Here is a 25164-nt window from a genome sequence, read left to right on the forward strand (position 1 = left end):
CCAAGCACCCGGATTCCAGTGCCCGCACTGGCTCGCGAACGAAAGCCTTATGACTGACGCACCCCCACCTGACGCAACGCAGCACGCTGCGTCCGCCCACGCAGGCCGCACCGGCCACCGGCCGCGGCGCGCCCTGCTGCTATCCGTATTCTTCGGTCTTGCGGCGTTCGCCTATGTCTTCGATCAGCTGACCAAACTTTGGGTTACGGCCACCATGATCGAAGGCGACAGGATCCCCGTCCTCCCGCCGCTGCTGCACTGGTACTACATCCGGAACTCCGGTGCTGCCTTTTCGATCGGTGAGAACGTCACCTGGGTGTTTACCCTCATTATGACGGCCGTCTCGATCGCCATCCTGCTGCAGTTGCGCAAGCTGGGCTCGCTCTGGTGGGCGCTGGCGCTTGGGCTGCTCCTGGGCGGCGCCCTGGGCAACCTCACGGACCGGCTGTTCCGCGAACCCTCCTTCGCTATGGGCCACGTCGTGGACTTTATCCAGCTCCCCAACTTTGCGATCTTCAACATCGCGGACTCCGCTGTTGTGTCGGCCGTGGTAATTATCTGCCTGCTGACGCTGCGCGGGATTGCCCTGGACGGCTCACACCCGACCAAGGACACGGTAAAACATGACTCCTAATCACACCGTGCCCGGCGACGGCACGCCAGATACCGTGACTCCGGAGTGGACGGCCCCGGCCGGCCATGTCCCGGGAGTGATCCTCCCGGAAGACCTCGACGACGCCGACCGGTCCGACGCACCCGGCGGGCAGGACGCGCCGGCCGCCTCGTCCGCGCTTCGCTTTGTGGTCCCGGCGGACGTCGCCGGCGCCCGAATAGATGCCGGACTTGCGGGCCTGATGGCTATTTCCCGCTCGCAGGCAGCCACGTTAATCGCCGAAGGCCACGTCCGCAGCAACGGCAAAGCGGTGGGGAAGTCGCTCAGGCTTGCCGCCGGTGCCGTGCTCGACGTTGTTGTCCCGGAACGCCGGGACCCCCTGGAAATTGTGGAGGAAGTAGTGGACGGCCTGGACATCCTGCTGGACGATGACGAATTTGTCGTCATCGACAAACCGGTCGGCGTAGCCGCCCATCCCTCTCCCGGCTGGGTGGGACCCACTGTGGTCGGCGGCCTCGCCGGTCTCGGCTACCGGATTTCCACCTCAGGCTCGCCGGAACGCAAGGGCATTGTGCACCGGCTCGACGTCGGGACCTCGGGCGTGATGGTGGTCGCCAAGACGGAGCGTGCGTACACGGCGCTCAAGCGGGCCTTTAAGGAGCGCACCGTGGACAAGGTGTACCACGCGGTGGTCCAGGGACTTCCGGAGCCGCTGGCGGGCACCATCGATGCGCCGATCGGCCGTCACCCAGGCCACGACTGGCGTTTTGCGGTCATCGAGGACGGCCGGGACTCCATCACGCATTACGAAGTTCTTGAAGCCTTTGGAAAGGCCTCGCTTGTGGAGGTCCACCTCGAGACCGGCCGGACGCACCAGATCCGCGTCCATTTCTCCGCCCTGCGCCACCCCTGCGCCGGCGACCTGACGTACGGCGCGGACCCGCGCCTGGCTGCCACCCTGGGGCTGACCCGGCAGTGGCTGCACGCCCGGCAGCTGTCTTTCGATCATCCCCGGACCGGGGAGCGGGTTACGGTTACCAGTGAGTACCCGCAGGACCTGCGCTACGCGCTGGAAGTCCTGGAGTCGGGACAGGCCTGAGCCGCCCAGCACCTGGCCTGCCCGCCGGTGCGGCCTGAGCTCCGTGCCGAAAGCTCGGTGCGCGGCACTAGAATGAACCGGTGACTTCCAGCAACAACTCGTTCGTGCACCTCCACAACCACACCGAATACTCCATGTTGGACGGTGCGGCCCGGTTGGGGGAGCTGTTCGACGAAACCGAGCGGCTGGGCATGCCGGCCCTGGCCACCACCGACCACGGCTATCTCTTCGGGGCATTCGACTTCTGGAAGCGGGCCACGGACCAGGGCATCAAGCCGATCATCGGCGTCGAGGCGTACGTGACGCCCGGGACCGCGCGCACCGACAAGACCCGCGTCCGCTGGGGCGAAGAGAACCAGCGCAAGGATGACATCTCCGGCGGTGGTGCCTATACCCACATGACGCTGCTCAGCTACAACAACGTGGGCATGCGCAACCTTTTCCGGGCCTCCTCGATCGCCTCACTGGACTCGGTCTTCGGCAAATGGCCGCGGCTGGACCGTGAGCTGCTCAACACCTACTCGGAAGGGCTGATCGCTACCACCGGCTGCCCCTCCGGCGAGGTCCAGACGCGGCTCCGGCTTGGCCAGTACCGGGAAGCCGTCGAGGCCGCGGCCGAGTTCCGCGACATTTTCGGCGCCGAGAACTACTTCTGCGAACTCATGGACCACGGCCTGGACATCGAGCGCCGCGTCACCGGCGACCTGCTGCGCCTGGCCAAGGAACTGAACCTTCCCCTGGTGGCCACCAACGACCTGCACTACACACACGAGCACGACGCGAAGGCACACGAGGCACTGTTGGCCATCCAGTCGGGTTCCACCCTTCTGGAGCCGACGTACGACAACGGCGGCTCGCGCTTCGCTTTCTCCGGCAGCGGCTACTACCTGAAGTCGCCGCAGGAAATGCGGGAGCTGTTCCGCGACCATCCCGAGGCATGCGATAACACGCTCCTGATCGCCGAGCGCTGTGAAGTGTCCTTCAACACCGGCGCCAACTACATGCCCCGGTTCCCGTGCCCGGACGGGGAGGACGAAACGTCCTGGCTGGTCAAGGAAGTCGACAAGGGACTCCAGTACCGCTATCCGCAGGGCATTCCGGACAAGGTGCGCACCCAGGCCGACTACGAGCTGGGTGTTATCACCTCGATGGGCTTCCCGGGCTACTTCCTGGTGGTGGCGGACTTCATCAACTGGGCCAAGAACAACGGCATCCGGGTGGGTCCCGGACGCGGCTCGGGCGCCGGGTCCATGGTGGCCTATGCCATGCGCATCACCGACCTTGATCCGCTGCACCACGGCCTGATTTTCGAGCGCTTCCTCAACCCGGACCGGGTCTCCATGCCTGACTTCGACGTCGACTTCGATGACCGGCGGCGCTCCGAAGTGATCGACTACGTCACGCGAAAATACGGCGACGAACGTGTCGCGATGATCGTCACCTACGGCACCATTAAGACCAAGCAGGCCCTCAAGGACTCTTCCCGGGTGCTGGGTTACCCCTTCAGCATGGGTGAACAGCTGACCAAGGCGCTGCCGCCGGCGGTGATGGCCAAGGACATTCCGCTTGCAGATATCCAGAACAAGGACTCCAAACGCTATAGCGAGGCCGGCGACTTCCGGCAGCTGATCGCCACCGACCCCGAAGCCGCGAAGGTGTTCGAAACGGCGCTCGGCATCGAGGGCCTGAAACGTCAGTGGGGTGTCCACGCGGCCGGCGTCATTATGTCCTCGGACCCGATCATCGACGTGATCCCGGTGATGCGCCGCTTCCAGGACGGCCAGGTCATCACCCAGTTCGACTACCCGACCTCCGAGGGCCTGGGCCTGATCAAGATGGACTTCCTGGGCCTGCGGAACCTCACGATCATCTCCGACGCCCTGGAAAACATCACGATGAATCGCGGAATTGAGCTGGATCTGGAGTCCCTGGCCCTGGACGACGTGGCGTCCTACGAGCTGCTCGCCCGCGGCGACACCCTTGGTGTGTTCCAGCTCGACGGCGGGCCCATGCGCTCCCTGCTCAAGCTGATGAAGCCCGACAACTTCGAGGACATCTCCGCCGTCCTGGCCCTCTACCGGCCCGGACCCATGGGCGCCAACGCGCACACAGACTACGCGCTGCGCAAGAACAAGATCCAGGACGTCATCCCGATCCACCCCGAGCTCGAGGAACCGCTCGCCGAGATCCTCGGCGGCACCTACGGCCTGATCGTCTACCAGGAGCAGGTGATGGCCGTGGCGCAAAAGCTTGCCGGGTACACCCTGGGCCAGGCCGACATCCTGCGCCGCGCCATGGGCAAAAAGAAGAAATCCGAGCTCGACAAGCAGTTCGCCGGCTTCTCCCAGGGCATGCAGGACAACGGCTACTCGATGGCCGCGGTCAAGACCCTCTGGGACATCCTCCTGCCATTCTCCGACTACGCCTTCAACAAGGCCCACTCGGCTGCATACGGCGTGATCTCCTACTGGACCGCCTACCTCAAGGCCCACTATGCGCCGGAGTACATGGCAGCCCTGCTCACCTCGGTGGGCGATGACAAGGACAAGTCGGCCATCTACCTCAACGAATGCCGCCGTATGGGGATCACGGTGCTGCCGCCGGACGTCAACGAGTCGGCGCTGAACTTCACCCCGGTGGGCACGGACATCCGCTTCGGCATGGGAGCCATCCGCAACGTCGGAGTCAACGCCGTCGAAGCCATGGTGGCGGCCCGCGAAAAAGAAGGGGCCTACACCTCCTTCAAGGACTACTTGATGAAGGTACCGGCTGTGGTGTGCAACAAGCGCACCATCGAGTCCCTGATCAAGGCCGGCGCCTTCGATTCGCTGAACCACCACCGGCGCGCCCTGGCCATGATCCATGAAGAAGCCATCGATTCGGTCATCACCCTGAAGCGGAACGAGGCAATCGGCCAGTTCGACCTGTTCGCCGGAATCGACGAGGCCGAGTCCGAGGCCTCGTTGAGCATCGAAATTCCGGACCTCCCCGAATGGGAGAAGAAGGACAAACTCTCCTTCGAACGGGACATGCTCGGCCTCTACGTCTCGGACCACCCGCTGCAGGGCCTTGAAGGGGTCCTGAGCCAGCATGCCGACCAGTCCATCACCTCGCTCATCGCCGAAGACGGCCCGCACGACGGCGCCATCGTCACCAGTGCCGGCATGATCACCTCGCTGAGCCGGCGGATCGCGAAGGCCAGCGGTAATGCCTACGCCCGGGCCGAGATCGAGGATCTCGGCGGTTCCGTCGAGGTTATGTTCTTCGGGCAGGTCTATGGCCCGATCGCCTCCGTGCTGGCAGAGGACCTGATCGTTGTTGTGAAGGGCCGGCTGCAGCGCCGCGATGACGGCGCCGTGGCATTGAACTGCATGGAACTCTCCGTCCCGGACCTCAGCGAGGGCCTCAACGGCCCGCTGGTGATCACCATGCCGACGCATAAGGCAACCGAAGCAGTTGTGACCGAGCTCGGCGACGTGCTGCGGACCCACCGCGGCAAATCCGAAGTCAGGCTGCACCTGCAAGGTGACGCCAGGGTGGAAGTTATGGGCCTGCCCGTGCACTTGCGGGTCAACCCCAGCCCGTCGCTGTTTGGAGATCTGAAGGTGCTGCTGGGCCCGACCTGCCTGGACGGCTAAGGCCAGCCCGCGCGGGCCTCCGGCGGGCTAGATTTCGTAGTCGAGCGGCACGGGCTGGCCGTAGGAGCCGGAGTGGTAGAGCAGCGGGGCGCCGTCGGCACCGACTTCGCCGCCCACAACCTCGACCACCACAACGGCGTTGTTCTCGAAGGAGAGCCGCATCTGGACCTTGCCGATCAACCAGCCGGCAACGTCCTTGAGGACCGGCACCTCATGGGGCCCTGGCACCCAGTGGTCCCCCTCGAAGCGGTCGCGGGTCCTGGCAAAACGGTCGGCCAACGCCTGGTTCTCCAGTCCCAGCATGTGCACGCCGATGTACTTCGCATTGGCGACGGCCGGCCAGGAACTGGAAGTGCGGGCCATATTAAAGGTGAACCGGGGAGGTTTCGCGGAGAGCGAGGCCACAGATGTTGCAGTAAAGCCGAAGGGGACGCCGTTGAAGTTGGCGGTGATGATGGCCACGCCGGCGGCGTGCCGGCGGAACATCTCCTTGAAAGTACTTTCGAAGGCTTGGTCCTCTGCGGCCACTGCAATCCCACTCCCTGGTGCACATTTGTGTCATTCCTACCCCGCCAGCGTATTCTCTCAGCGCCCGGCCGCGGTACTTGTTGCCCGCGACGCGTCATGTGGACGGTCATCGGGCCCAGTGCGGCGTGGTGTGCCCGCCCGGCCAAAAGCTTGTTAAAGTTTGTTCCATGACACAGCCCGCACTCAATGGCCAGCTCCCGCAGCACGCCCGGCAGGACCCGCTGCAGGGACCGGCCGGGATGCCGGGTCCCGAATCCCGGCAGGGTATTCCCGCCGCAGCGCCGGGACCGCCGCCGCTCGTGCGCGTTGTGACGTGGCGTAAAGCTGCCGTTATCGCTGCTGCCGGTGTGCCGGCGGGGCTGCTGTGGTGGCTCCTGGCCCCGTCCGGCCTTAACCTGCTCTCGGGTGATCCGCAGTTGCGCAGCGGGGCAAACACCGAAGGGTGGCTGCCCCGGGACCTGGTCCTGGCGGCCCTGATGCTGCTGGCCGGCTGCATTTCCGGTGCCGTCGCTTCCGGCAGCAAGCATAACGGGCCGTCCAGCCGGGAGGTCCTGGTGGCAGTGGGTGCCGGCGCACTCGGCGCACTCGCCGCGTGGGGGACCGGCGTGCTGTGCGGCCTGTGGTGGGGAACGCCCGAGGACACGTCGGCGAACGCCAGTATCGCCTTTTCGCTGCGGTCCGTGGCGGTCCTGACAATGTGGCCGGCCGCTACTGCCCTTGCGATCTTTTTGAGCACCCTCGGGAGTAAACCGGCTCCGGAAAGCGGGCCTGGGGCTCACGGTGCGGACCCCGAAGCCCTGGAGTAGCCAGCCGGAACCACCCGGCGACGAGCGGCGCGGCACGTGCCCGCGGGACCCGTAAAATAAACGGGTGACCCTTTCAGCTGACAGTTCCGTGCCCGCCGCTACTGCGCCCCCGGCCCCCGCCGGGCTCACCTTCCGTACCGTTGACCTGCGCGGCCAGCGGTTGACACTTGCCGGCCTCCGCGCCGCGGTACCCCGCGCAAAAGCCGGCGCCATGGCGGATGCGGAGCAGACCGTCCTGGGCATTATCGCCACCGTCCGCGCCGGGGGCTTCGAGGCGCTGAGTGAACTGGCCCGAACGTTCGACGACGTCGAGCAAGCACACCCCCGGGTTCCCGGCGGGGCACTGACGGACGCCTTGGCCGGGCTCGACCCCGACGTCCGGGCAGCACTGGAAGAATCCATCTCACGTGCCCGGCGCTTTGCCGATGCCCAGCGGCCGGCCGACACCGATGTCGAACTCGGCGACGGGGCGGTGGTCAGCCAAAAATGGGTCCCGGTAGCGCGTGTGGGACTCTATGTGCCCGGCGGGCTGGCGGTCTACCCGTCCTCCGTCATTATGAACGTTGTTCCTGCCCTCGCGGCCGGCGTCGAATCCATCGCCCTGGCTTCGCCGCCGCAAAAGGACTTCAACGGACTCCCGCACCCCACGATCCTCGCCGCGGCATGCCTGCTGGGCATTAACGAGGTCTACGCGATCGGCGGCGCCCAGGCGATCGCCGCGTTCGCCTATGGCATCCCCGCCTCGGAGGGGAACGCCGGACTGGACCCGGTCGACGTTGTCACCGGTCCCGGCAACGTCTTCGTCGCCACTGCCAAACGCCTCGTCAAAGGTGTTGTGGGCATCGATTCCGAGGCCGGCACAACGGAAATTGCGATCCTGGCCGACGATTCGGCCCGGCCGGACCTCGTCGCGGCGGACCTGATCAGCCAGGCCGAGCACGACCCCAAAGCTGCGTCAGTTCTGGTCACGGATTCCGAGCTGCTCGCCGCCGCGGTTCGGGTGGAACTGGACCGTCAGGCGGCCCTGACCAAACACCGGGACCGGGTCCGCGAGGCGCTCTCCGGTCCGCAGTCCGGCGTTGTCCTGGTGGACAACCTCGACCAGGGCATTGCGGCGTGCAACGCCTACGCGGCCGAACACCTGGAAATTATGACGGCGGACGCTGCCAGTGTCGCGGGCCGGATCCGCAGCGCCGGGGCGATCTTTGTGGGCGACTACAGCCCGGTCAGCCTGGGCGACTACTGTGCCGGGTCAAACCATGTGCTGCCGACCAGCGGCACCGCGGCCTTCTCCTCGGGGTTGAACGTGACCACCTTCCTGCGCGCCATCCAGGTGGTTAACTACACCCGCGCGGCCTTGGAAGAGGTCAGCGGACACATCGTGAGCCTGGCTGGAGCCGAGGATCTGCCGGCGCACGGCGAAGCCGTCACCGCCCGCTTTGCCGGCGGCGCCTGACCACTACATGTAGTAATTACAGGATTGTTATTCGCCTACATCTAGTCGTAAACTGATGGTGGAGACAAAAATGCTCCGCCGAACCGCGGGTGTTCGCCCGCGTTTGGTCATCGGTCTGCGACAGGGGACGGAACGAGATGTATTGCCCGTTTTGCCGGAACCCTGATTCGCGGGTGGTCGACAGCCGGATAGCCGACGATGGCTCGGCCATTCGCCGCCGCCGGCAGTGCCCCGAGTGCGGCCGGCGTTTTACCACCGTGGAGACCACCAGCCTGAGCGTGATCAAGCGCTCCGGAGTCGGCGAGCCGTTTAGCCGCAGCAAAATCATCAACGGTGTCCGCAAGGCCTGCCAGGGCCGTCCCGTCACCGAGGACGACCTCGCCATGCTGGCCCAGGAAGTCGAGGAGACGATCCGGGCAGCCGGCGCCGCCGAAATCGATGCCCATGAAGTGGGTCTCGCAATCCTCAACCCGCTCCAGCGGCTCGATGAGGTGGCCTACCTGCGCTTCGCAAGTGTCTACCAGGCCTTCGAGTCCCTCGAGGACTTCGAGGCTGCCATTTCGCTGCTCCGCCACGAAGCCGAAAGCAAGGCCCGCGAAGGCCAGAGCCAACAGAAGAGCCCGCTCTAGGGGCGTATCAGGAGCGCCGGCTCACAGACTCCGGTGGTGGCAGCGGAGGGGAAGCCGCGGCCACCACCGGCACCAATCAAGAAAAGACCCACCACTCCGGGTCGTCGCCAGCGCGCAGGACAACCCGGAGTGAGAGCCCATCCGGCTACTTGGCCAGTTGGTGCTGCAGCGCGATTTCGAGCGCCGCCCCGACGATTCCGGCGTCATTCTTCAGCTTGGCCGACACAATCGGTGTGCGCAGCTGCAGCCGCGGCAGGTATTCGTCGGCGCGCTTCGAGATGCCGCCTCCGACGATGAACAATTCGGGGGAGAAGAGGAATTCCACGTGGGAGAAGTAGCGCTGCAGCAGAACGCTGTACTCCTCCCAGCTCAGTCCGTCCCGTTCCCGGGCAACGGCTGAGGCCTTGCTTTCGGCATCAAATCCGTCAATTTCGAGGTGGCCGAGTTCGGCATTCGGCACAAGCTTGCCATCGAAGATAAAGGCTGAACCGATCCCGGTGCCGAGCGTGATGACCAGCACGGTTCCTTTGACGGACTCGCCGGCGCCGAAGCGTGCCTCCGCCAGCCCGGCGGCATCGGCGTCGTTAATGACCTCAACCGGCCGCCCGAGGCGGGCGGTCAGCAGGGCATCGATGTCCATTTCCAGCCAGGACTTATCCACGTTGGCGGCGGAGTGGACCACGCCGTGCTGGATGATGCCGGGGAAGGTCACACCGACCGGCGAGTCCGGTGCCGGCGCGTCCGGCCGGGCCGTCAAATCGGCAACGACCTGGGCCACGACATCGGCAACGGATTCGGGGGTGGAGGGCTGCGGGGTGGGGATACGCAGGCGCTCCCCGAGCAGCTTGCCCTTTTTCAGGTCGACGATTCCGCCCTTGATCCCGGTACCACCGATGTCGATGCCGATCAGCGTGGTGTTTTTGGTCGACTTCTCGTCCTTCTTGGCCAATGTGGTTCCGTTCGTGGCAGGGGCGGAGCTAGCAGGGATCGGCGCAGGGCCGAGATGCGAAGACCGGGATCTTCTGTGGGGCAATCAGGGGAGGGTCAGCACTTCGGCACCGGTCTCCGTCACAAGCAGGGTGTGCTCGAACTGCGCAGTGCGTTTGCGGTCACGGGTGACGACGGTCCAGTCGTCGGCCCACATGTCCCAGTCCACGGTGCCCAGCGTCAACATCGGTTCAATCGTGAAGACCATGCCGGCCTCAATCACCGTGTTGTAGGCCGGGGCAGCGTCGTAGTGCGGGATGATCAGGCCGGTGTGGAAGGCCTCGCCCACACCGTGGCCGGTGAAGTCGCGGACAACGCCGTAGCCGAAGCGCTTGGCGTAGGACTCAATAGTTCGGCCGATGACATTGATTTCGCGGCCCGGGGCCACCGCACGAATCGCGCGGTTCAGGGATTCCTGCGTGCGCTCAACCAGCAGGCGGGATTCCTCATCCACGTCGCCGGCAAGGAAGGTGTAGTTGGTGTCGCCGTGCACGCCGCCGATAAAGGCGGTGATGTCGATGTTGACGATGTCACCGTCCCGGACCACAGTGCTGTCCGGGATGCCATGGCAGATGACTTCGTTCAAGGACGAGCACAGCGACTTGGGAAAGCCGCGGTAGCCCAAAGTCGATGGATACGCGTTGTGGTCCAGCAGGAATTCGTGGCCCACCCGGTCCAGCTGGTCGGTCGTGACGCCGGGCACGATGTGCCTGCCGACCTCCACGATGGCCTGCGCGGCAATCCGGGAGGCGGTGCGGATCTTCTCGATCGTCTCCGCCTGCTTGACCTCAGAGCCGGTGAACTTGGCCGGCGCGGGTTTGCCCACGTATTCGGGGCGCGGGATCGAGGCCGGAACGGGAAGCTGAGGACTGACAGCTCCCGGGACCAGCGTGCCGATGGGTGCAGTCGAGGCTAGGGAAGGCATACATTGATCATATAAGGCGCGGCCGGAGGCGCAGAAACAAATCCGAACAAAGCCACACCAGCTGAGGAGAATCCATGCCCGAGTACTGGTACAACGTCACCACCCATAAGGTTGAAGAGGACGCCATGTCCGACTGGAGCCAGCTGATCGGCCCGTACGCAACGCGCGACGAAGCAGAACACGCGCTCGAGAAAGTCAAAGCCCGCAACGAATCGTGGGAAAAGGGCGACGACGACTAGGCGGCCCACACTGAGCAGGCTGGTCCTGCGCGCCGGCATCCGGGGTCCGGCACGCCGCCGGGGACACCTGCTCCCTGGCCGGGCGCCCGCTGGAACGGGCGCCCGTCGGAACGGGGGCCCGTCGGAACGGCCGCGCCGGAAAAGGCGCGCCGGAACGGGTGTCCGCTAGAACGAGTGCTCGGGGCCGGGGAACTGGCCGGTGCGTACGTCCTCGCCGTAGGCCTTCGCGGCGTCGCTGAGTGAAGTCCGCAGGTCAGCGTACTGCTTGACGAACCTGGCCATTTTGCCGCCGCGCAGTCCCGCCATATCCTGCCACACGAGTACCTGGCCGGTGGTGGCGTTGCCGGCGCCGATGCCGATGGTGGGGACCTCGACGGCGGCGTCCACGGCTGCCGCTGTCGCGGCGGGCACCATTTCCATCAACACGCAGAACGCCCCGGCGTCGGCCAGGGCGACGGCATCGTCGATCAGGCGCTGGGCGTCATCGCCGCGGCCCTGCACCCGGTAGCCACCGAGGGCATGCTCGCTTTGCGGGGTAAAACCGATGTGCGCCATCACCGGAATGCCGGCCTGGACCATGGCCCGGACGGTTTCGGCATAGAACTGTCCGCCCTCGATCTTGACCGCGTGGGCGAGGCCTTCCTTGAGGAACCTGACTCCGGTGGCCACCCCCTGCTGGGCAGAGACCTCGTAGCTGCCAAAGGGAAGATCCGCCACCACCAGGGCGCGCTTGGCCGAACGGGCCACCGCCCGGCACAACGGGAGCAGCTCATCGACCGTGACGGGCAGGGACGTCTCATTGCCAAAGACATTGTTGGACGCCGAGTCGCCCACCAGCAGGACTTCGATGCCGGCCTGGTCAAAGATTTCCGCCGTGTACTGGTCGTAGGCGGTCAGCATGGCAAAGCGTTCACCGTTGAGTTTCGCCTGGCGCAGGTGGTGGGTGCGGACCCGGGCCACCGGCTTCCGGGTGACCGGCTCCTGGCCCGCGGCAGGCGCCGCCGGGCCGCTGCCGTAGGGTGCGGCTAGTTCTGCGGGCATGCTGGAATCGGTGTTGTTGCTTGTGGCCATGGCACGAGCGTAGTGCGATAGCGCGTGTCCTAGCTACCGGCTTCCGGCCCGCGCCCGGGTGAATCACGTCACACCGCGTTCGCCGCAGCGGCTTGCGGCGGCGAATTTCGGGGTCCGGGTGTTAACGCTGTGTTACGCGCAGCAGCCGTGCCAGCATTCGGTGGCAATGATTAGTAAAGTGAAGCCTGAGCAGCTGCGGGATCCATGCATGACGGGCCTGGGGCACGGACGAAAGAACCGGAAAGAGGCCACTATGGACCGCCAGCAAGAGTTTGTCCTGCGGACGATCGAAGAGCGTGACGTGCGGTTCGTGCGGTTGTGGTTCACCGACGTCGTCGGTTCGCTGAAATCGGTGGCGCTGGCCCCGGCTGAAGTCGAGGGCGCGTTTGAGGAAGGCCTTGGCTTTGACGGCTCCTCGATCGAGGGCCTCGCCCGGGTTTTCGAATCCGACATGCTGGCCCAGCCGGACCCTGCCACGTTCCAGATCCTGCCGTGGCGCGGCGAGACCGAGGCAACGTCCCGGATGTTCTGCGATATCCTGACGCCCGACGGCGAACCGTCGGCTGCTGATCCCCGCAATGTCCTCAAGCGCAACCTGGCCAAGGCCGCGGACATGGGCTTCACCTGCTACACCCACCCCGAGATCGAGTTCTACCTGCTCAAGTCCCAGCAGCCGGGCCCGGACGGTTCCCCCGTCCCCGTGGACGAGGGCGGCTACTTCGACCACGTTCCGGGCGGGGTGGCGCAGGACTTCCGCCGCACCGCCGTGACCATGCTCGAATCCGTCGGCATCTCGGTTGAATTCAGCCACCACGAGGCCGGCCCGGGCCAGAACGAAATCGACCTGCGCTATGCGGATGCGCTGCAGACCGCGGACAACATCATGACCTTCCGCACGGTGATCAAGGAGGTAGCGCTGCAGCAGGGCACCTACGCCACCTTTATGCCCAAACCCTTCACTGCCCACCCGGGTTCGGGCATGCACACGCACTTTTCGCTCTTCGAAGGCGACACCAACGCGTTCTACGAGGCGGGGGCGGAATTCCAGCTCTCCGAAACGGCCCGGCAGTTCATCGCCGGCATCCTCAAACACGCCCCGGAGTTCACCGCTGTCACCAACCAGTTTGTGAACTCCTACAAGCGGCTCTGGGGCGGCGGAGAAGCCCCCAGCTACCTCAGCTGGGGACACAACAACCGCTCCGCGCTGGTCCGGGTTCCGCTGTACAAACCAGGCAAGGGCCAGTCCGCCCGGATTGAGTACCGCGGCATCGACTCGGCGGCCAACCCCTACCTGGCCTACGCCGTGCTGCTCGGTGCCGGGCTGAAGGGCATTGAGGAGGGCTACCAGCTCCCGCCCGCGGCCGAGGACGACATCTGGTCGCTGAGTTCGGCGGAGCGCCGGGCGATGGGCCACGACCCGCTCCCGGCCAGCCTGCACGACGCCATCCGGTCGATGGAGGACTCCGAACTGATGCCCCAGATCCTCGGCGAGCAGGTATTCGAGCACTTCCTGCGCAACAAGCGGGCCGAGTGGCAGGACTACCGTCTTCAGGTCACGCCCTACGAACTGCAGCGCAACCTCGGCATCCTCTAGGCGCCCCGGGTGAGTCTGGCACGACGCCTGATAGCCGCGGGTTTCAGCGATCTGGAGAAGAGCGAAAGGTTCCTGGCCGCCCCGGAGCTGGACGGCCTGGACCAGGACATCCTTTTCGCCGGCCTGCAGCTTGCCGCGAACCCTGACACGGCCCTGCAGTCACTGGTCAGGCTGATCGAAAAACACCACGATCTGCGCCGGCTGGCAGTCGCGGACCTGGACCGCAGCGAGCCCATGTACCGGGTTTTGGGTGCGTCCGAGGCGCTCGGCGAGTTCCTCATCCGCCATCCGGAGCACCTGAACGCCTTCGACGTGAAGGCCGGCCCCGAACCGCGGGAGGCAGAGACGGCGGTGCTGCGCGATCGGCTGCTGCGTTCCGTGCGGGCCGATCCGAAATCCAGCCGCCCAGTCGCGTTGGTGACCGGGCAGGAGGGCTACGAGGCATTGCGCACGGAGTACCGGCGCGGCCTGGTGGAGCTCGCCGTCAAAGACATCTGTGCCGCGGACCCGTTGGACTTTATGCCGGCCGCCGGCGCCGAACTCGCCGATCTCGCCGGCGCGGCAATCGAGGCAGCGTTGGCGGTCTCCCGGGCCGAAGCTGGCGAGCAGTTCAGCGCGGCCGAAGTGGCCGACGTCGGGCTGGCCGTGATCGGTATGGGCAAGTGCGGCGCCCGGGAACTGAACTACATTTCCGACGTCGACGTCATCTACGTCATCGAGTCCGGCTCGCTTGACGATTCGCGGGCCAACACGATCGGCACGGCCCTGGCGGCCGGTATATCCCGGGCCATTATGTCCACGGGCCGGGAACCCGGGCTGTGGGAGGTGGACGCGAACCTGCGTCCGGAGGGCAAATCCGGACCGCTGGTCAGAACCCTTGCCTCGCACGAGAGCTACTACGCACGCTGGGCCGAGAGCTGGGAATTCCAGGCCCTGCTCAAAGCCCGGACCATTGCCGGGGACGCCGGGCTCGGCGCACGGTACGAGGCAGCCATTGCCCCGCTGGTCTGGTCATCCGCCGGCCGTGAAGGTTTCGTAGAGTCCGTCCGCTCCATGCGCCGACGGGTCACCGAAAACATTCCCGCCGAGGAGGAGCAGCGGCAGATCAAGCTGGGCCGGGGAGGGCTGCGGGACGTGGAATTCACTGTCCAGCTGCTGCAGCTAGTGCATGGCAAATCCGATGAGTCCCTCCGGTGCCGGGACACCACTTCGGCTATCGCCGCTTTGTCAGCCGGCGGCTACATCGGGCGCTCCGATGCCGCCGAGTTTGATCGCGCCTACCGCTACCTCCGGCTGCTTGAACACCGGATCCAGCTCTTCCAGCTGCGCCGTACCCACCTGATGCCTGTCAAGGAAGCCTCGCTGCGGGCCCTCGCCAAAGCTATGCTGGGGCCTTTCTCCAGCGAACGGCCCAAACCAGACGCCCTGGTCGCGGTCTGGCGCAAGACCAAACGCTCCGTGCGGGAGTTGCACGAACGCATCTTCTACCGTCCGCTGCTCAACACGGCCGCAGCGCTAAGCAGCGAGGAAGCCCGGCTCAGCCCGGAAGCCGCGCAGGGGCGCCTCGCCGCCTTGGGGTACCTCGATCCGAGGGGCGCCATGCGGCACATCGAGGCACTCACCGGCGGTGTGAGCCGCCGGGCTGCGCTCCAGCGGCAGCTGCTGCCGATCCTGCTCGGCTGGCTCGCGGAGGGCGTGGACCCCGACGCCGGCCTGCTGGCCTTCCGCAGGGTCAGCGAGGCGCTCGGAACCACCCACTGGTACCTCGGTATGCTGCGGGATTCAACGGCGGCCGCCGAGCGGCTCTGCCACGTGCTCTCCAACTCCCGGCTGATTGCCGACCTGCTGGAAGTGTCGCCGGAATCTGTGGCGTGGCTTGGCTCGGACAAGGAACTGGTCCCGCTGACTTTCGCGGCACAGTGGCTTGAGATCGCGTCGAAGATGTCCCGGCACGCGGAGCCGGAAAGCGCCATGCGGCTGATCCGGCTGATCCGGCGGCGGGAGATCCTGCGGATTGCGATCGCGGACAGCGCCGGGCTGCTGGACCAGGACCAGGTCGGCGCGGCGCTGGCGGACACCGACCGGGCCGCGGTCCTGGGTGCCCTGCGCGTCGCGGAGTCCGTGGTGGCTGCCGGGGCGCCGCTCAAGACGGACGTGCTGGTGGTCGCCATGGGCCGGCAGGGCGGCCGGGAGATCGGCTACGGCTCGGACGCGGATGTGATGTATGTGCACCGGGGGCTGCCGGGTGTCCCCGAGGCAGAGGCCCAGGACCAGGCGCTGCAGATCGTCAGCAGGCTCTCCAGCCTGCTGACCCAGCCGCTGAAGCCTGCCATCCTCGCCGAACGCGTGCTGCTGGTGGACGCCGATTTGCGGCCCGAAGGCAAAAGCGGTCCCATGGTGCGGTCGCTGGAGTCCTACGCGGAGTATTACCGCCGGTGGTCACTGGTGTGGGAGGCGCAGGCGCTGCTCCGCGCCCGCCCGATGGCCGGCAACGACGTGCTTGCCGCTGACTTCGTAGCGCTCATCGACCCGGTCCGCTACCCGGAGCTGCTTTCCGAGCAGGATGCACGTGAGGTCCGCCGGGTCAAGGCCCGGGTGGAAGCTGAGCGGCTGCCCCGCGGCGCGGACCCCGCCAGGCACCTGAAACTGGGCCGCGGCGGCCTCAGCGACGTCGAGTGGCTGGCCCAGCTGCTGCAGTTGCAGCACGCCGGGAAACATCCCGGTTTGCGGACGACCTCCACCGTCGAGGCACTCGAGGAAGCTGCCGCCGTCGGACTGCTCGAAGCGGGCGATGTGGTGATCCTGCTCCGGGCCTGGCGGCTGGCCAGCAGGATCCGGTCGGCCAATGTGGTCTGGACCGGCAGGGCCTCGGACGTGCTGCCGTCCTCGCGCCGGGATTTGGAAGCCGTGGCCCGCTGGTGCGGCTACGGGCAGGGGAACGCCGCAGCCCTCGAGGAGGACTACCTGCGGCTGAGCCGCCGGGCGCGTGGGGTCTTCGAACGGGTCTTCTACGGCCAGTAACGCCGCCGTTCTGGATCAGCCGCTGTCCGGACCGGTGAATGCGGGTAATCTCTAGGGATGTCTGGCCGGGCTTTGCGTGTCTGGCCGTGCACTCCATCCGCTCATCAACAAGGGGTTGTTACTCTTGCCCAGAACACAGCAGAACGGGGCCGCCAGAGGGCGGACCACCGCTGTAATCGGAGCCTTGCTCGCAGTTGCAGCAATGTTCTTCGGTGCCGCCGGCGCAGCCGCGGCACCGGACTCCGCAGCACCAGCCGCGGCACAGGCCGGCGCGACGCCGTCGAGCCTGTCCGGAAAGACATTCGTCATCGGCACGGACACCACCTTCGCCCCGTTTGAATTCCGCGACACCGGCGGCGAGCTGACCGGCATCGACATGGACATTATCCGGGAGATCGCCAAGAACCAGGGTTTTGCCGTCGAGATCAAGTCGCTTGGCTTTAACGCCGCACTGCAGGCACTGTCCTCCAACCAGGTGGACGGTGTCATAGCCGGAATGTCCATCACGGATCAGCGCAAGCAGATCTACGACTTTTCCGAACCCTATTTCGAGTCGGGCGTCCAGATGGCTGTCGCGAAAGCCAACACGGACATTAAGGGCTACGGAGACCTTAAGGACAAGACCGTCACGGCCAAGACCGGCAGCGAAGGGGAGACGTTCGCCAAGTCCATCGCAGGACAGTACGGCTTTACGGTCAAGTCGCTGGACCAGTCCGCCACGATGTACGAGCTGGTCAAATCCGGCAACGCCGTCGCGGTCTTTGATGACTACCCGGTCCTGGCCTATGGCATCAGCCAGAACAACGGCCTTAAGGCGGTGTCCGAGAAGGAAAAGGGCGGCTCCTACGGATTCGCCGTTAATAAGGGCCAGAACCCTGAACTGCTGCAGGCCTTCAACACCGGCCTCGCGGACCTGAAATCGAGCGGCAAGTACCAGGAAATCCTCGACAAGTACCTCAAGGACCCGGCCCAGGCCGTCGAGTCCAGCTTCTGGGACCTCCTGATCAACAGCTTCCCGGCACTGCTGAAGGGGTTGGGAAACACAGTCCTGGTCACCGGAATTTCGTTCGCCGTCGCCATGGTCGTCGGCCTGCTGATGGCCTTCCTGAAGATCTCGACCAGCCTCGTGTTGCGTGGTATTGCCACCACCTACGTCAGCATTTTTCGCGGCACGCCGCTGCTGGTCTGGGCCTTCTTCTTCTACTTCGGCATCCCGCAGCTTACCGGTGCGCCGATCGACATCTGGGTCGCCGGTGTGCTGACCCTCAGCCTGAACTCCGGCGCATACATTACCGAGATCGTCAGGGGATCCATCCAGTCCGTGGACCCTGGCCAGCTCGAAGCCAGCCGCAGCCTCGGCCTGGGCTACGCCAAGTCGATGCAAAAGGTGGTGGTCCCGCAGGCCTTCAAGATTATGACACCGTCACTGATCAACCAGCTGATCATCATGCTCAAGGACAGTTCCCTGCTGCTGGCCATCGGCTTCGCCGAACTTCTCTATCAGGGCCAGCAGATCTACGCAGGAAATTTCCGGATCACCGAAACGCTGCTGATCGTGGCGGTCCTGTACTTCGTGGTAATTATGCTGCTGACCAAGCTGGCCAACGTCGCGGATAAGAGGTTCAACAAATGAGCACGGCAGTCACTGCACCCAGTAAAATCTCCGTCCGCGGGCTGAAGAAGTCCTTCGGATCAAACGAGGTCCTCAAAGGCATCACCGCCGAAGTTGGCGAAGGCGAGGTCGTTTGCGTCATCGGACCCTCGGGTTCGGGCAAGTCAACCTTCCTGCGCTGCCTCAACAAGCTTGAAGACGTCACCGCCGGCCAGGTCACGGTGGACGGCTTCGACGTCACGGACCCCAAGGTGGACATCAACGAAGTCCGCAGGCACGTTGGTATGGTCTTCCAGCATTTCAACTTGTTCCCGCACATGTCCGTGCTTGAGAACATCATGCTCGCGCCGGTGGAATCCAAAAAGCAGGGCAAGGGCGAGGCCCTGGCCAACGCAGTCAAGCTGCTCAAGCGTGTGGGGCTGGCCGAGAAAGCGGATGCCCGGCCGGTGTCACTTTCCGGTGGCCAGAAGCAGCGGGTGGCAATCGCCCGTGCCTTGGCGATGAATCCGGACATTATGCTCTTCGATGAGGCGACCTCGGCCTTGGACCCTGAGATGGTCGGCGAAGTGCTCCAGGTCATCAAGGACCTGGCGGCCGAGGGCATGACAATGGTGCTTGTCACCCACGAGATGGGCTTCGCCCGCGAAGTAGCGGACCGGGTCCTCTTTATGGCGGACGGTGTCATTTGTGAAGAGGGGGCCCCGGAGGAGCTCTTCGGTAACCCCCAGCAGCAGCGGACCCGGGATTTCCTCTCCAAGGTGCTCTGACCCACGCTCCTGAGGGGGAGCGTTGGGGCTGGCAGGCGCCGGGTGACGGTGCTAATTTTGGGCCATGGCCAAGCAAATGTTCCTCAACCTCCCCGTCAGGGACCTGGAAAAGTCGGTCGCATTCTTCAGCGCACTGGGTTTTTCCTTCAACCCTGACTTCACCGACGAAAACGCCACGTGCATGATTGTCAACGACGATGCCTTTGTGATGCTGCTCGTCGAGGCATACTTCAAGACCTTTACCGCCAAGCCCGTCGCTGATGCCCGCAGCGCCACCGAGGCCATTATGTCCTTTTCCCTGGCCAGCCGCGAGGCCGTGGACGAGCTGGTCAGGACCGCCCTGACTGCCGGCGGAACCCCGTCCGAAGAAGCCCAGGACTACGGCTTTATGTACACCCACAGCTTCCAGGACCCGGATGGCCACCTCTGGGAGGTCTTCTGGATGGACCCGGCCGGGCCGCCCAAGGATGCGGCGCTCTGAGGCGATCCGGGCTCCCGGCTGCTATCCGGCCAGGGTGGGTACGCTTTTGGTATGCCTGAACTTGTGTGGCTGCTGCCACTGAAGAACCTCGACGACGACGCGCGCGCCATCAAATTGGGCGAAATCGCCGAACTGAACGTCACCGAAGAGCAGCAGAGGTTCGTTGGTGACCCGCTGCGGATGGTGCTGATCGCGCTCGAAGAGGACTCCCGGCACCCGTACGCGATTGACTGGAACGGAGCCGCCGTCGGGGTCCTGACGCTGCAGAGCGGGGCCGCGACCCTGGCTGGCTGGGCCGACGACGACTCCGTTTGGCTGCTGCGCGGTTTCCTGATCGACCGCTACCGGCAGGGCCGCGGCCTGGGCACCGCGGCGGCTGCGGCGGCCGTCCGGGCGGCAGCTCATCTCACCGCCACCCTCGGCGGCGCGCAGGCCGGCGTGGTGCTGTCCGTCAACAACGCTAACCCCGCAGGCCGGGCCGCCTACCGCAACGCGGGTTTCACGGACCACGGCCAGTATCTGGGCGGCGACGCGGGACCGCAGCGGACCTTCTACCGATCGTTCTGATGGTCGCAGCCTCTTGTCAACTTTCATTGACTTTTGGGCCTTCGTCAACTAACTTCGACGCCAGGAGGTGTCTGATGGAAACACTGATCGGTTCAATGGACGGCAAGGGTCCGGCGGAGGCGCTGTACGCTGTGGCCGAACTTCGCAAGGAGGTGGCACGCACCGAGACGGAAACGGTATTGCGCGCCCGCCGGGCGGGACTCTCGTGGGAAGCCATAGCAACCTGCCTTGGCGTGAGCAAGCAGGCAGTGCACAGGAAGTACGGCAAGCGCTGACCGACAAACGGGCGGCAATTGATTAAACAACGACGGCCCCCACCGGAAGGTGGGGGCCGTCGTCTGGACTGCGGAAAGCCGGGAAGCCCTAGACGCCGTAGTACAGCTCGAACTAAACAACGGTTATTGGCCATGCTTGAGAAGCGTTGGAATCCGCCAGATTCCGGGGAATTAGTGGTTGTCGGCGATGGGTGCAGACTGGGCTCTTGCGGACTTCCTGCGGACTTTCTGCGGACTCAAAGCCAGAGCTCGTCGCGCTTCCCGATGGAGTCTTCCAAGGATGGCTATCCTTGGCAGGTGACTGAACATGACCCCGGTGCGGGCGGCCAGGTAGGAACCACGGGCATCTCGAAAATAGTCGTCGACACTGCCATCGATACCGTAGCGGCTGCGATCGGTGGAGCAGCGCCGCCCCTCGCCCCCTGGGTGGCTGGCGGGGCAACTTTCATCAAGGCTATGGGGCCGCGGCTCTACGCCCATCAGCAAATAAACCTCGACACGATGATGGGTCAGGCTCGCCTTTCTTCAGGTATGGAGTTCGAAGACTTCACTGCAACCGTCGAGAACGATCCCGAACGCCTGCTTAGCTTTGTGGCCGCATGCGACGCGGCGCGGAGGACAGCACTAGACGAAAAGATCAAGGCGCTTGGCCGGGCAGTTGGTGACTTGGCCAGGGACGACGCGCTCGTGGACGAATCTGCCATTTGGATAGATCTGTTCTCCCAAATTGAAGCGCCGCACGTCCGCTTGGTACTGGCTCTCTTTGAGATGGATCCCGAATATCCAGGACAGGGGTATGCCCGGTTGTGGAACCGGAGTGAGCTCCGAGGGCGCCTGGGATTATCCGCAACAGTGAATATCCTTCTGAACACGCTGATATCCGTCGGATTGCTTCGGGAAATACCTTACGAAGAGCTCACCCCACACGATCGGGCCCGATGGGGCGTCAGTGGAGGCTCCAAGTACAGGCCGGTGTACACCAAGGGCCCACTGGCAAACGAGTTCCTTGAGCGACTCCAGATCCCAACAGACGGCTCATGGCTGGCGCAACGCCAGGGCGCAGGAGCTACGGGCCCCGCGGCCTCTTAGTTCCAGGGGACGCGGCGAGCGCTACCTCAGGAGAAGACCTTGATGGAAGCCGTGGCATAGAGATCGTTGGGTTCATAGTTGCTTGTCAGTACCCGCGCCAAGCAGGTCTTGGTGCCATGCCGTAGGACGGAGTCGAACAAGTTTGCGTGTTGGTCCGTGTACCGCGCCCCAATCTTTCCAAATGGGAGACCTTCGGCGCTGAACACCAGGCATTCTTGGCCCTTGTACTTACCTGAAGGCTCGAGCTCAATATCTATCACCGCAGTAAAAGTCCCTTCCCTGTACTTCCGGGACAGCGCCGACAATTGGGCCTGATACTTCTGCTTTTCCTTGAGCGAGACGTTTTCTTGCAGGCTGTCGAGTTCCATTTGCGCGCGCTGCTGTGGCGTGGATTTGAACCACTCACGTAGTAGATCCGGGGCGGGGATCATGGCCCTAACTGTTTTGCGGTCTTCAATCTCGCTGTTGGCAGCGCTGAGTTCCATGACTTTTCTCGTGCCCACGAAGGCTTTGGCTGTGAAAGCCTGTCCGACTGGGCCGGCGGACTGGAGGACCTTCGACAGGGCGTCGTCTTCGACCGAACCCATGTAGCCAATGGGCTTGCCCTTCCAGAAGATGTGGGCGCTCGTCAGCGGAGGATGAAAGTCTTTCGAGTTCGTCCTCACTTCGAAGGTGATTTCCGTTTCTCCCAGCGGCATTTTCGCCACCGTGTCTAAGAAGTAGGCCGTCCCCGCGCATGATATTCCTGGGCGCGCGTAAGGAAGCTCCACGGCCTCAGTCCTACTTCCCGTGGCGCGAACAGGTGGGCCTCCGGTAGTAGAAGCAACGAGTTTCTGGTTACCCCAACCCAATATGGCGGTTGCGGTTTCCGCCAGCGGATTGGAACTTTTCTTAAATCGATCGAGTATCCCCATGCCTTGGATCCTAGCCGCCGCATCAGTGTTAGACAGACCTAAGGGGAAGGCCCGGCCAATCATGACAACTGGCCGGGCCCACGTTGGCGGATTGTGAGTGGAGGGTCGGCGCGATCTCGCAGACCCGCAAGAGCCGGTGCTCGTGCGGGAAAGCGGTATTGTTCTTGGTCATATGAACACTTACGCCGAACGCCTCGAGGCCTCACTTTCGAGACAGATCAGAGTGGAGCTCACCGAGCGCGGCATGGAACAGAAAGACCTGGCCGACGCCGTCGGCATCGAAGCCGCCACACTGAGCCGATATCTGAAGGGCCACCGCAGCATTCCGTTGCCGACCTTCTTCAAGGTCGCTGAATCCCTGGATGTTGCTCCGCATGTTCTGTTGCAACGGGCAGATGCCCGCCTAGCCGGCTAGGGAACGACGGCGTCCGGCGCACCTCGCGCCCGTCACGCGCCGTACATAGTGACTAGACGACTTAGGCAGGGTCCGGCACGCGCGCCCGACCCCGGCTACCCTTTCGGGGGGATATGGCCTGCTATCGGCGGAGGGGGCCGCAAATCGTGAGCGGTGGCCCCTCCTGCGCCCTTACCCGTCGGGAGATGGTGCTCCGGTTATAGTCAGGCCATGGGGATATGGGAGCGGTTCAAATCGGCACTAGTGAGCACGAAGTCCACCGAGTCGCGGGAGCCGGTCCTGGACCCGTCCATTCGCCGCGACGCGGAGCCGGTTCCGGAACCGGCCAGACAGCAGGAAGCGGAGCCAGCGCCGTCCGCCGAATCCTTCAGGCAGTCCGAGGCAACGGCTAGGTTCTATGCCGCTGAGAGGGTCCGGGCAAAGGCCGCCGGCCAGACCGTCAAGGGATACCGCGCCGGGTACATGCCGGACGCCGAGGCGAAAGCGCAGCTGGAGGCCGGGCCTGACGGCCTGCCGCCCCTCAGGCTTGTGTCGTCGAATAATGGTTTGGACCTGGCGTTTCCCGACGGACAGCTCATGGACTATAAGAATCTTGCGCTGCGCCACTACCAGATCTTCGCGTTCCGCGTCGTCGGCATGGCCTACTACGAGGATCTGGACAAACCGTTCAAGTTCCGGAACGGCCAAAGCGTCGGGATGTGCCGTGAAGCGGACAACGAGCACGATGCAAACGCCGTCGCAATCACGATTGGCCGTTCCGCCACCAAGGTCGGTTACGTGAACAAGCAGCGCGCCAAATGGGTGGCACAGCTGCTGGACAGCGGACAAAAACTGGAGGGGATCGTCCTTCAATCGAAAGCTGCGTCACCCCGGGTTCTGCTGACCACGCCGGAAATTCTCGCCCACCTCCGCCGGCCCTAGATACTGTCAGCGAAGGACGCAGGTGATGGATGACGGGCCGGGATCTTCTTGAGGAGGCATTCCGGCCCGTCATCAGGTTGGCGCTGGAGAGCGTCACGGCCCTCCATGCCAGGGGGCCCCGCTTCTCCATCCTTCTCCAGGATCATGGACTGATCCCCGGGAGTGAGGTTGACGCCGTCCCTGGCTAGGCTGCGGCCAGGTGGATTTCGGCGAGTGCCCCGGGCCGGTGCGCCGCGAACCCGAACCTGCCTTCGAGCCGGAGGATTGCCTGGTTCTTGGTGAACAGCACGCCGGAACGGTCCACGGCCAGAGTCGCGCCCTCACGGACGACCAGCTCGGACTGTGTCCAGTCAGCGAGGATCGCCGTGCCGGCGGCCACCGCGTTCGACCGGACCCGCGGGATGGACCAGAGATTCTGTCCGCCGTCTCCTGCCGGATCCGCGAGGAGATACCGGCCCGTTGCCCCGGAGTCCCGGAGCAGGTCCAGCGCCTCGGCGTCCGTGGGATTCAGGACCAGCGCCGTCGGGATCACGCCGATGACTTCCAGGCTCGTGATCGCCTTGCGGATCGATGTGAGCGCGTCGACGGCGAATGCCTGGGTGATGATTCCGGACGTCGCCAGGATGCCCTCGAAGTTCTCCCCGAGCCCGTCACCGGAGACGATCTGCGTTTCGAGTGCCTGATACAGCCCGGCCTCGAGTTCCGTTTCCAGGAAGCGCTCGAGGTTCTCGTGGTCCGCGAAGTACCGGATCGGCGTCGGTTCGGTCAGGTGTGCGATCACGCGGCAGCGGTCCTCGACTTCCGCGATCGTGTACACCGACGTTGGTTTCACGGCGTTGTCCGCGACGGGGGCCGCGTTGTTCGTCCGTACGGTCTGCTTCAGATAGGAAAAGCTGTTGCCCGTCCCGAAGCCGCCGGCCAGGGGCTTGACCGGGATCAGGTCCAGGAGGGTCCGCGGCGCTTCCGAGAGCGCGACAATGTCAGTGACCAGGGGAACGGCCACGCCGATTGAACCACTGACCAGGGACTTTTCCCCGTCGATTCCGCCGGTCAGGGCCTTGTCCATGAGGTCAGCCGTGGACTTCGCCCAGGGGCTCCGGCCCGTTTTCCGGCGTCCGGATCCGCCGCCGTCGATTTCGTCCGCGAGGGCCCGGGCCTGAGCGAGGATATCCCGGTCAGACTTCGCCGATTTCAAGGAGTCCAGGTGGTCGTAGGCTTTCGCCATGTGCCCGTCGAACGTGGACTGTTCAGCGGCGGAAAGGTCCCGTCCCGCGGCCATGGCCTTTTCGGCAATGGCCCGGGCGGATTTCGCTTCAGTGGCAGCGGAAATCCGCAGATTATCAATTCGTGTGGTCGTCATGAGTCAGCCCTCCAGGGCAGGTGTGCGCCGGATCCCGGCACGAGTGAGTGAGGGAGTACACCGGGCGGGCTCCACGGTCCGGGCCCGGGTCCTGGGCCCTCGACCTTGACGCCCCGCAAAAGGGCGTCCTCGGTCTTGACCCGGTCCCGGTGCCGCG

At 64.8% G+C, this 25164-nt stretch carries 23 protein-coding genes; 17 read left to right on the top strand and 6 right to left on the bottom strand.

The annotated features are described in order from the left end of the window. The first annotated feature begins 49 nt into the window (after window positions 1-49). From lspA to dnaE, 3 genes are all read left to right on the top strand, one after another. The gene (gene lspA / locus ABIB49_RS12200; protein ID WP_283480632.1) at window positions 50-634 is read left to right on the top strand and encodes a signal peptidase II; all 585 of its coding nucleotides are present in this window, start codon (window positions 50-52) and stop codon (window positions 632-634) included. Continuing rightward, on the top strand, window positions 624-1712 hold the full coding sequence (locus ABIB49_RS12205) for an RluA family pseudouridine synthase (protein WP_283480633.1): 1089 nt from the start codon (window positions 624-626) through the stop codon (window positions 1710-1712). The genes lspA and ABIB49_RS12205 overlap by 11 nt, the downstream gene beginning before the upstream one ends. Window positions 1713-1792: 80 nt before the next feature. After that, window positions 1793-5350 (top strand): DNA polymerase III subunit alpha, encoded by a 3558-nt coding sequence (dnaE, locus tag ABIB49_RS12210; RefSeq protein WP_283480634.1) that lies wholly within the window; start codon window positions 1793-1795, stop codon window positions 5348-5350. Between the two features lie 27 nt (window positions 5351-5377). On the opposite strand, the gene ABIB49_RS12215 is transcribed toward dnaE, so the two are convergent. Continuing rightward, entirely contained in the window at window positions 5378-5836 is a 459-nt protein-coding gene (locus ABIB49_RS12215; protein WP_226773332.1) for a flavin reductase family protein, read from the bottom strand. A 209-nt stretch (window positions 5837-6045) separates the two neighbouring features. Here ABIB49_RS12215 and ABIB49_RS12220 point away from each other — a divergent pair, with 209 nt between their 5' ends. The 3 genes from ABIB49_RS12220 (at window position 6046) to nrdR (ending at window position 8769) form a co-directional block, all read left to right on the top strand. Continuing rightward, window positions 6046-6684 carry a hypothetical protein gene (locus ABIB49_RS12220; RefSeq protein ID WP_283480636.1) on the top strand — a complete coding sequence of 213 codons (639 nt, stop codon included), beginning with the start codon at window positions 6046-6048 and terminating at the stop codon, window positions 6682-6684. 64 nt (window positions 6685-6748) lie between these two features. Further along, window positions 6749-8140: a histidinol dehydrogenase gene (hisD, locus tag ABIB49_RS12225; protein ID WP_283480638.1), complete on the top strand. Its 1392-nt coding sequence runs from the start codon at window positions 6749-6751 to the stop codon at window positions 8138-8140. Window positions 8141-8277: 137 nt separating this feature from the next. Continuing rightward, window positions 8278-8769: a transcriptional regulator NrdR gene (gene nrdR / locus ABIB49_RS12230; RefSeq protein ID WP_226773320.1), complete on the top strand. Its 492-nt coding sequence runs from the start codon at window positions 8278-8280 to the stop codon at window positions 8767-8769. A 145-nt stretch (window positions 8770-8914) separates the two neighbouring features. Here the strand turns inward: nrdR and ppgK are convergent, their stop codons facing one another. Together ppgK and map are read right to left on the bottom strand one after the other, a co-directional pair. After that, the gene (gene ppgK, locus ABIB49_RS12235) at window positions 8915-9718 is read right to left on the bottom strand and encodes a polyphosphate--glucose phosphotransferase (protein ID WP_283480641.1); all 804 of its coding nucleotides are present in this window, start codon (window positions 9716-9718) and stop codon (window positions 8915-8917) included. Between the two features lie 84 nt (window positions 9719-9802). Further along, window positions 9803-10681, bottom strand: a complete 879-nt coding sequence (map, locus tag ABIB49_RS12240; protein WP_226773318.1) for a type I methionyl aminopeptidase — start codon at window positions 10679-10681, stop codon at window positions 9803-9805. Window positions 10682-10755: 74 nt separating this feature from the next. On the opposite strand from map, the gene ABIB49_RS12245 reads away from it, so the two are divergent. Next, window positions 10756-10920, top strand: coding sequence for an SPOR domain-containing protein (locus tag ABIB49_RS12245; RefSeq protein WP_253033137.1), 165 nt, complete (start codon window positions 10756-10758; stop codon window positions 10918-10920). A gap of 165 nt (window positions 10921-11085) precedes the next feature. On the opposite strand, the gene panB is transcribed toward ABIB49_RS12245, so the two are convergent. Beyond that, complete coding sequence (gene panB / locus ABIB49_RS12250) at window positions 11086-11991, bottom strand: 3-methyl-2-oxobutanoate hydroxymethyltransferase (RefSeq protein ID WP_226773316.1); 906 nt, start codon at window positions 11989-11991, stop codon at window positions 11086-11088. A 253-nt stretch (window positions 11992-12244) separates the two neighbouring features. On the opposite strand from panB, the gene glnA reads away from it, so the two are divergent. From glnA to ABIB49_RS12290, 8 genes are all read left to right on the top strand, one after another. Beyond that, on the top strand, window positions 12245-13585 hold the full coding sequence (glnA, locus tag ABIB49_RS12255) for a type I glutamate--ammonia ligase (protein WP_226773315.1): 1341 nt from the start codon (window positions 12245-12247) through the stop codon (window positions 13583-13585). Window positions 13586-13594: 9 nt separating this feature from the next. Further along, window positions 13595-16606: a bifunctional [glutamine synthetase] adenylyltransferase/[glutamine synthetase]-adenylyl-L-tyrosine phosphorylase gene (locus ABIB49_RS12260; protein ID WP_354157118.1), complete on the top strand. Its 3012-nt coding sequence runs from the start codon at window positions 13595-13597 to the stop codon at window positions 16604-16606. Between the two features lie 202 nt (window positions 16607-16808). Further along, entirely contained in the window at window positions 16809-18239 is a 1431-nt protein-coding gene (locus ABIB49_RS12265; protein WP_354157138.1) for an amino acid ABC transporter substrate-binding protein/permease, read from the top strand. Continuing rightward, window positions 18236-18985: an amino acid ABC transporter ATP-binding protein gene (locus tag ABIB49_RS12270; RefSeq protein ID WP_226773313.1), complete on the top strand. Its 750-nt coding sequence runs from the start codon at window positions 18236-18238 to the stop codon at window positions 18983-18985. The genes ABIB49_RS12265 and ABIB49_RS12270 overlap by 4 nt, the downstream gene beginning before the upstream one ends. Window positions 18986-19049: 64 nt before the next feature. Then, a complete protein-coding gene (locus ABIB49_RS12275) occupies window positions 19050-19466 on the top strand; it encodes a VOC family protein (RefSeq protein WP_226773312.1) in 417 nt (138 codons plus the stop codon). A 51-nt stretch (window positions 19467-19517) separates the two neighbouring features. Beyond that, complete coding sequence (locus tag ABIB49_RS12280) at window positions 19518-20033, top strand: GNAT family N-acetyltransferase (protein WP_226773311.1); 516 nt, start codon at window positions 19518-19520, stop codon at window positions 20031-20033. A 74-nt stretch (window positions 20034-20107) separates the two neighbouring features. Beyond that, window positions 20108-20308 (top strand): death domain-containing protein, encoded by a 201-nt coding sequence (locus ABIB49_RS12285; RefSeq protein ID WP_226773310.1) that lies wholly within the window; start codon window positions 20108-20110, stop codon window positions 20306-20308. Between the two features lie 297 nt (window positions 20309-20605). Further along, window positions 20606-21397, top strand: coding sequence for a hypothetical protein (locus tag ABIB49_RS12290; RefSeq protein ID WP_282359868.1), 792 nt, complete (start codon window positions 20606-20608; stop codon window positions 21395-21397). Window positions 21398-21423: 26 nt separating this feature from the next. Here the strand turns inward: ABIB49_RS12290 and ABIB49_RS12295 are convergent, their stop codons facing one another. After that, window positions 21424-22311, bottom strand: coding sequence for a hypothetical protein (locus ABIB49_RS12295; protein ID WP_354157119.1), 888 nt, complete (start codon window positions 22309-22311; stop codon window positions 21424-21426). A gap of 172 nt (window positions 22312-22483) precedes the next feature. Here ABIB49_RS12295 and ABIB49_RS12300 point away from each other — a divergent pair, with 172 nt between their 5' ends. Together ABIB49_RS12300 and ABIB49_RS12305 are read left to right on the top strand one after the other, a co-directional pair. Continuing rightward, window positions 22484-22726 (top strand): helix-turn-helix domain-containing protein, encoded by a 243-nt coding sequence (locus ABIB49_RS12300; RefSeq protein ID WP_282359866.1) that lies wholly within the window; start codon window positions 22484-22486, stop codon window positions 22724-22726. Between the two features lie 210 nt (window positions 22727-22936). After that, on the top strand, window positions 22937-23647 hold the full coding sequence (locus tag ABIB49_RS12305) for an HIRAN domain-containing protein (protein ID WP_282359865.1): 711 nt from the start codon (window positions 22937-22939) through the stop codon (window positions 23645-23647). Window positions 23648-23831: 184 nt separating this feature from the next. Here the strand turns inward: ABIB49_RS12305 and ABIB49_RS12310 are convergent, their stop codons facing one another. After that, window positions 23832-25007, bottom strand: coding sequence for a phage major capsid protein (locus ABIB49_RS12310; RefSeq protein ID WP_282359864.1), 1176 nt, complete (start codon window positions 25005-25007; stop codon window positions 23832-23834). Window positions 25008-25164 lie beyond the last annotated feature (157 nt).

It is taken from the genome of Arthrobacter sp. UYCu512 (assembly GCF_040547075.1).
Taxonomy (GTDB): domain Bacteria; phylum Actinomycetota; class Actinomycetes; order Actinomycetales; family Micrococcaceae; genus Arthrobacter.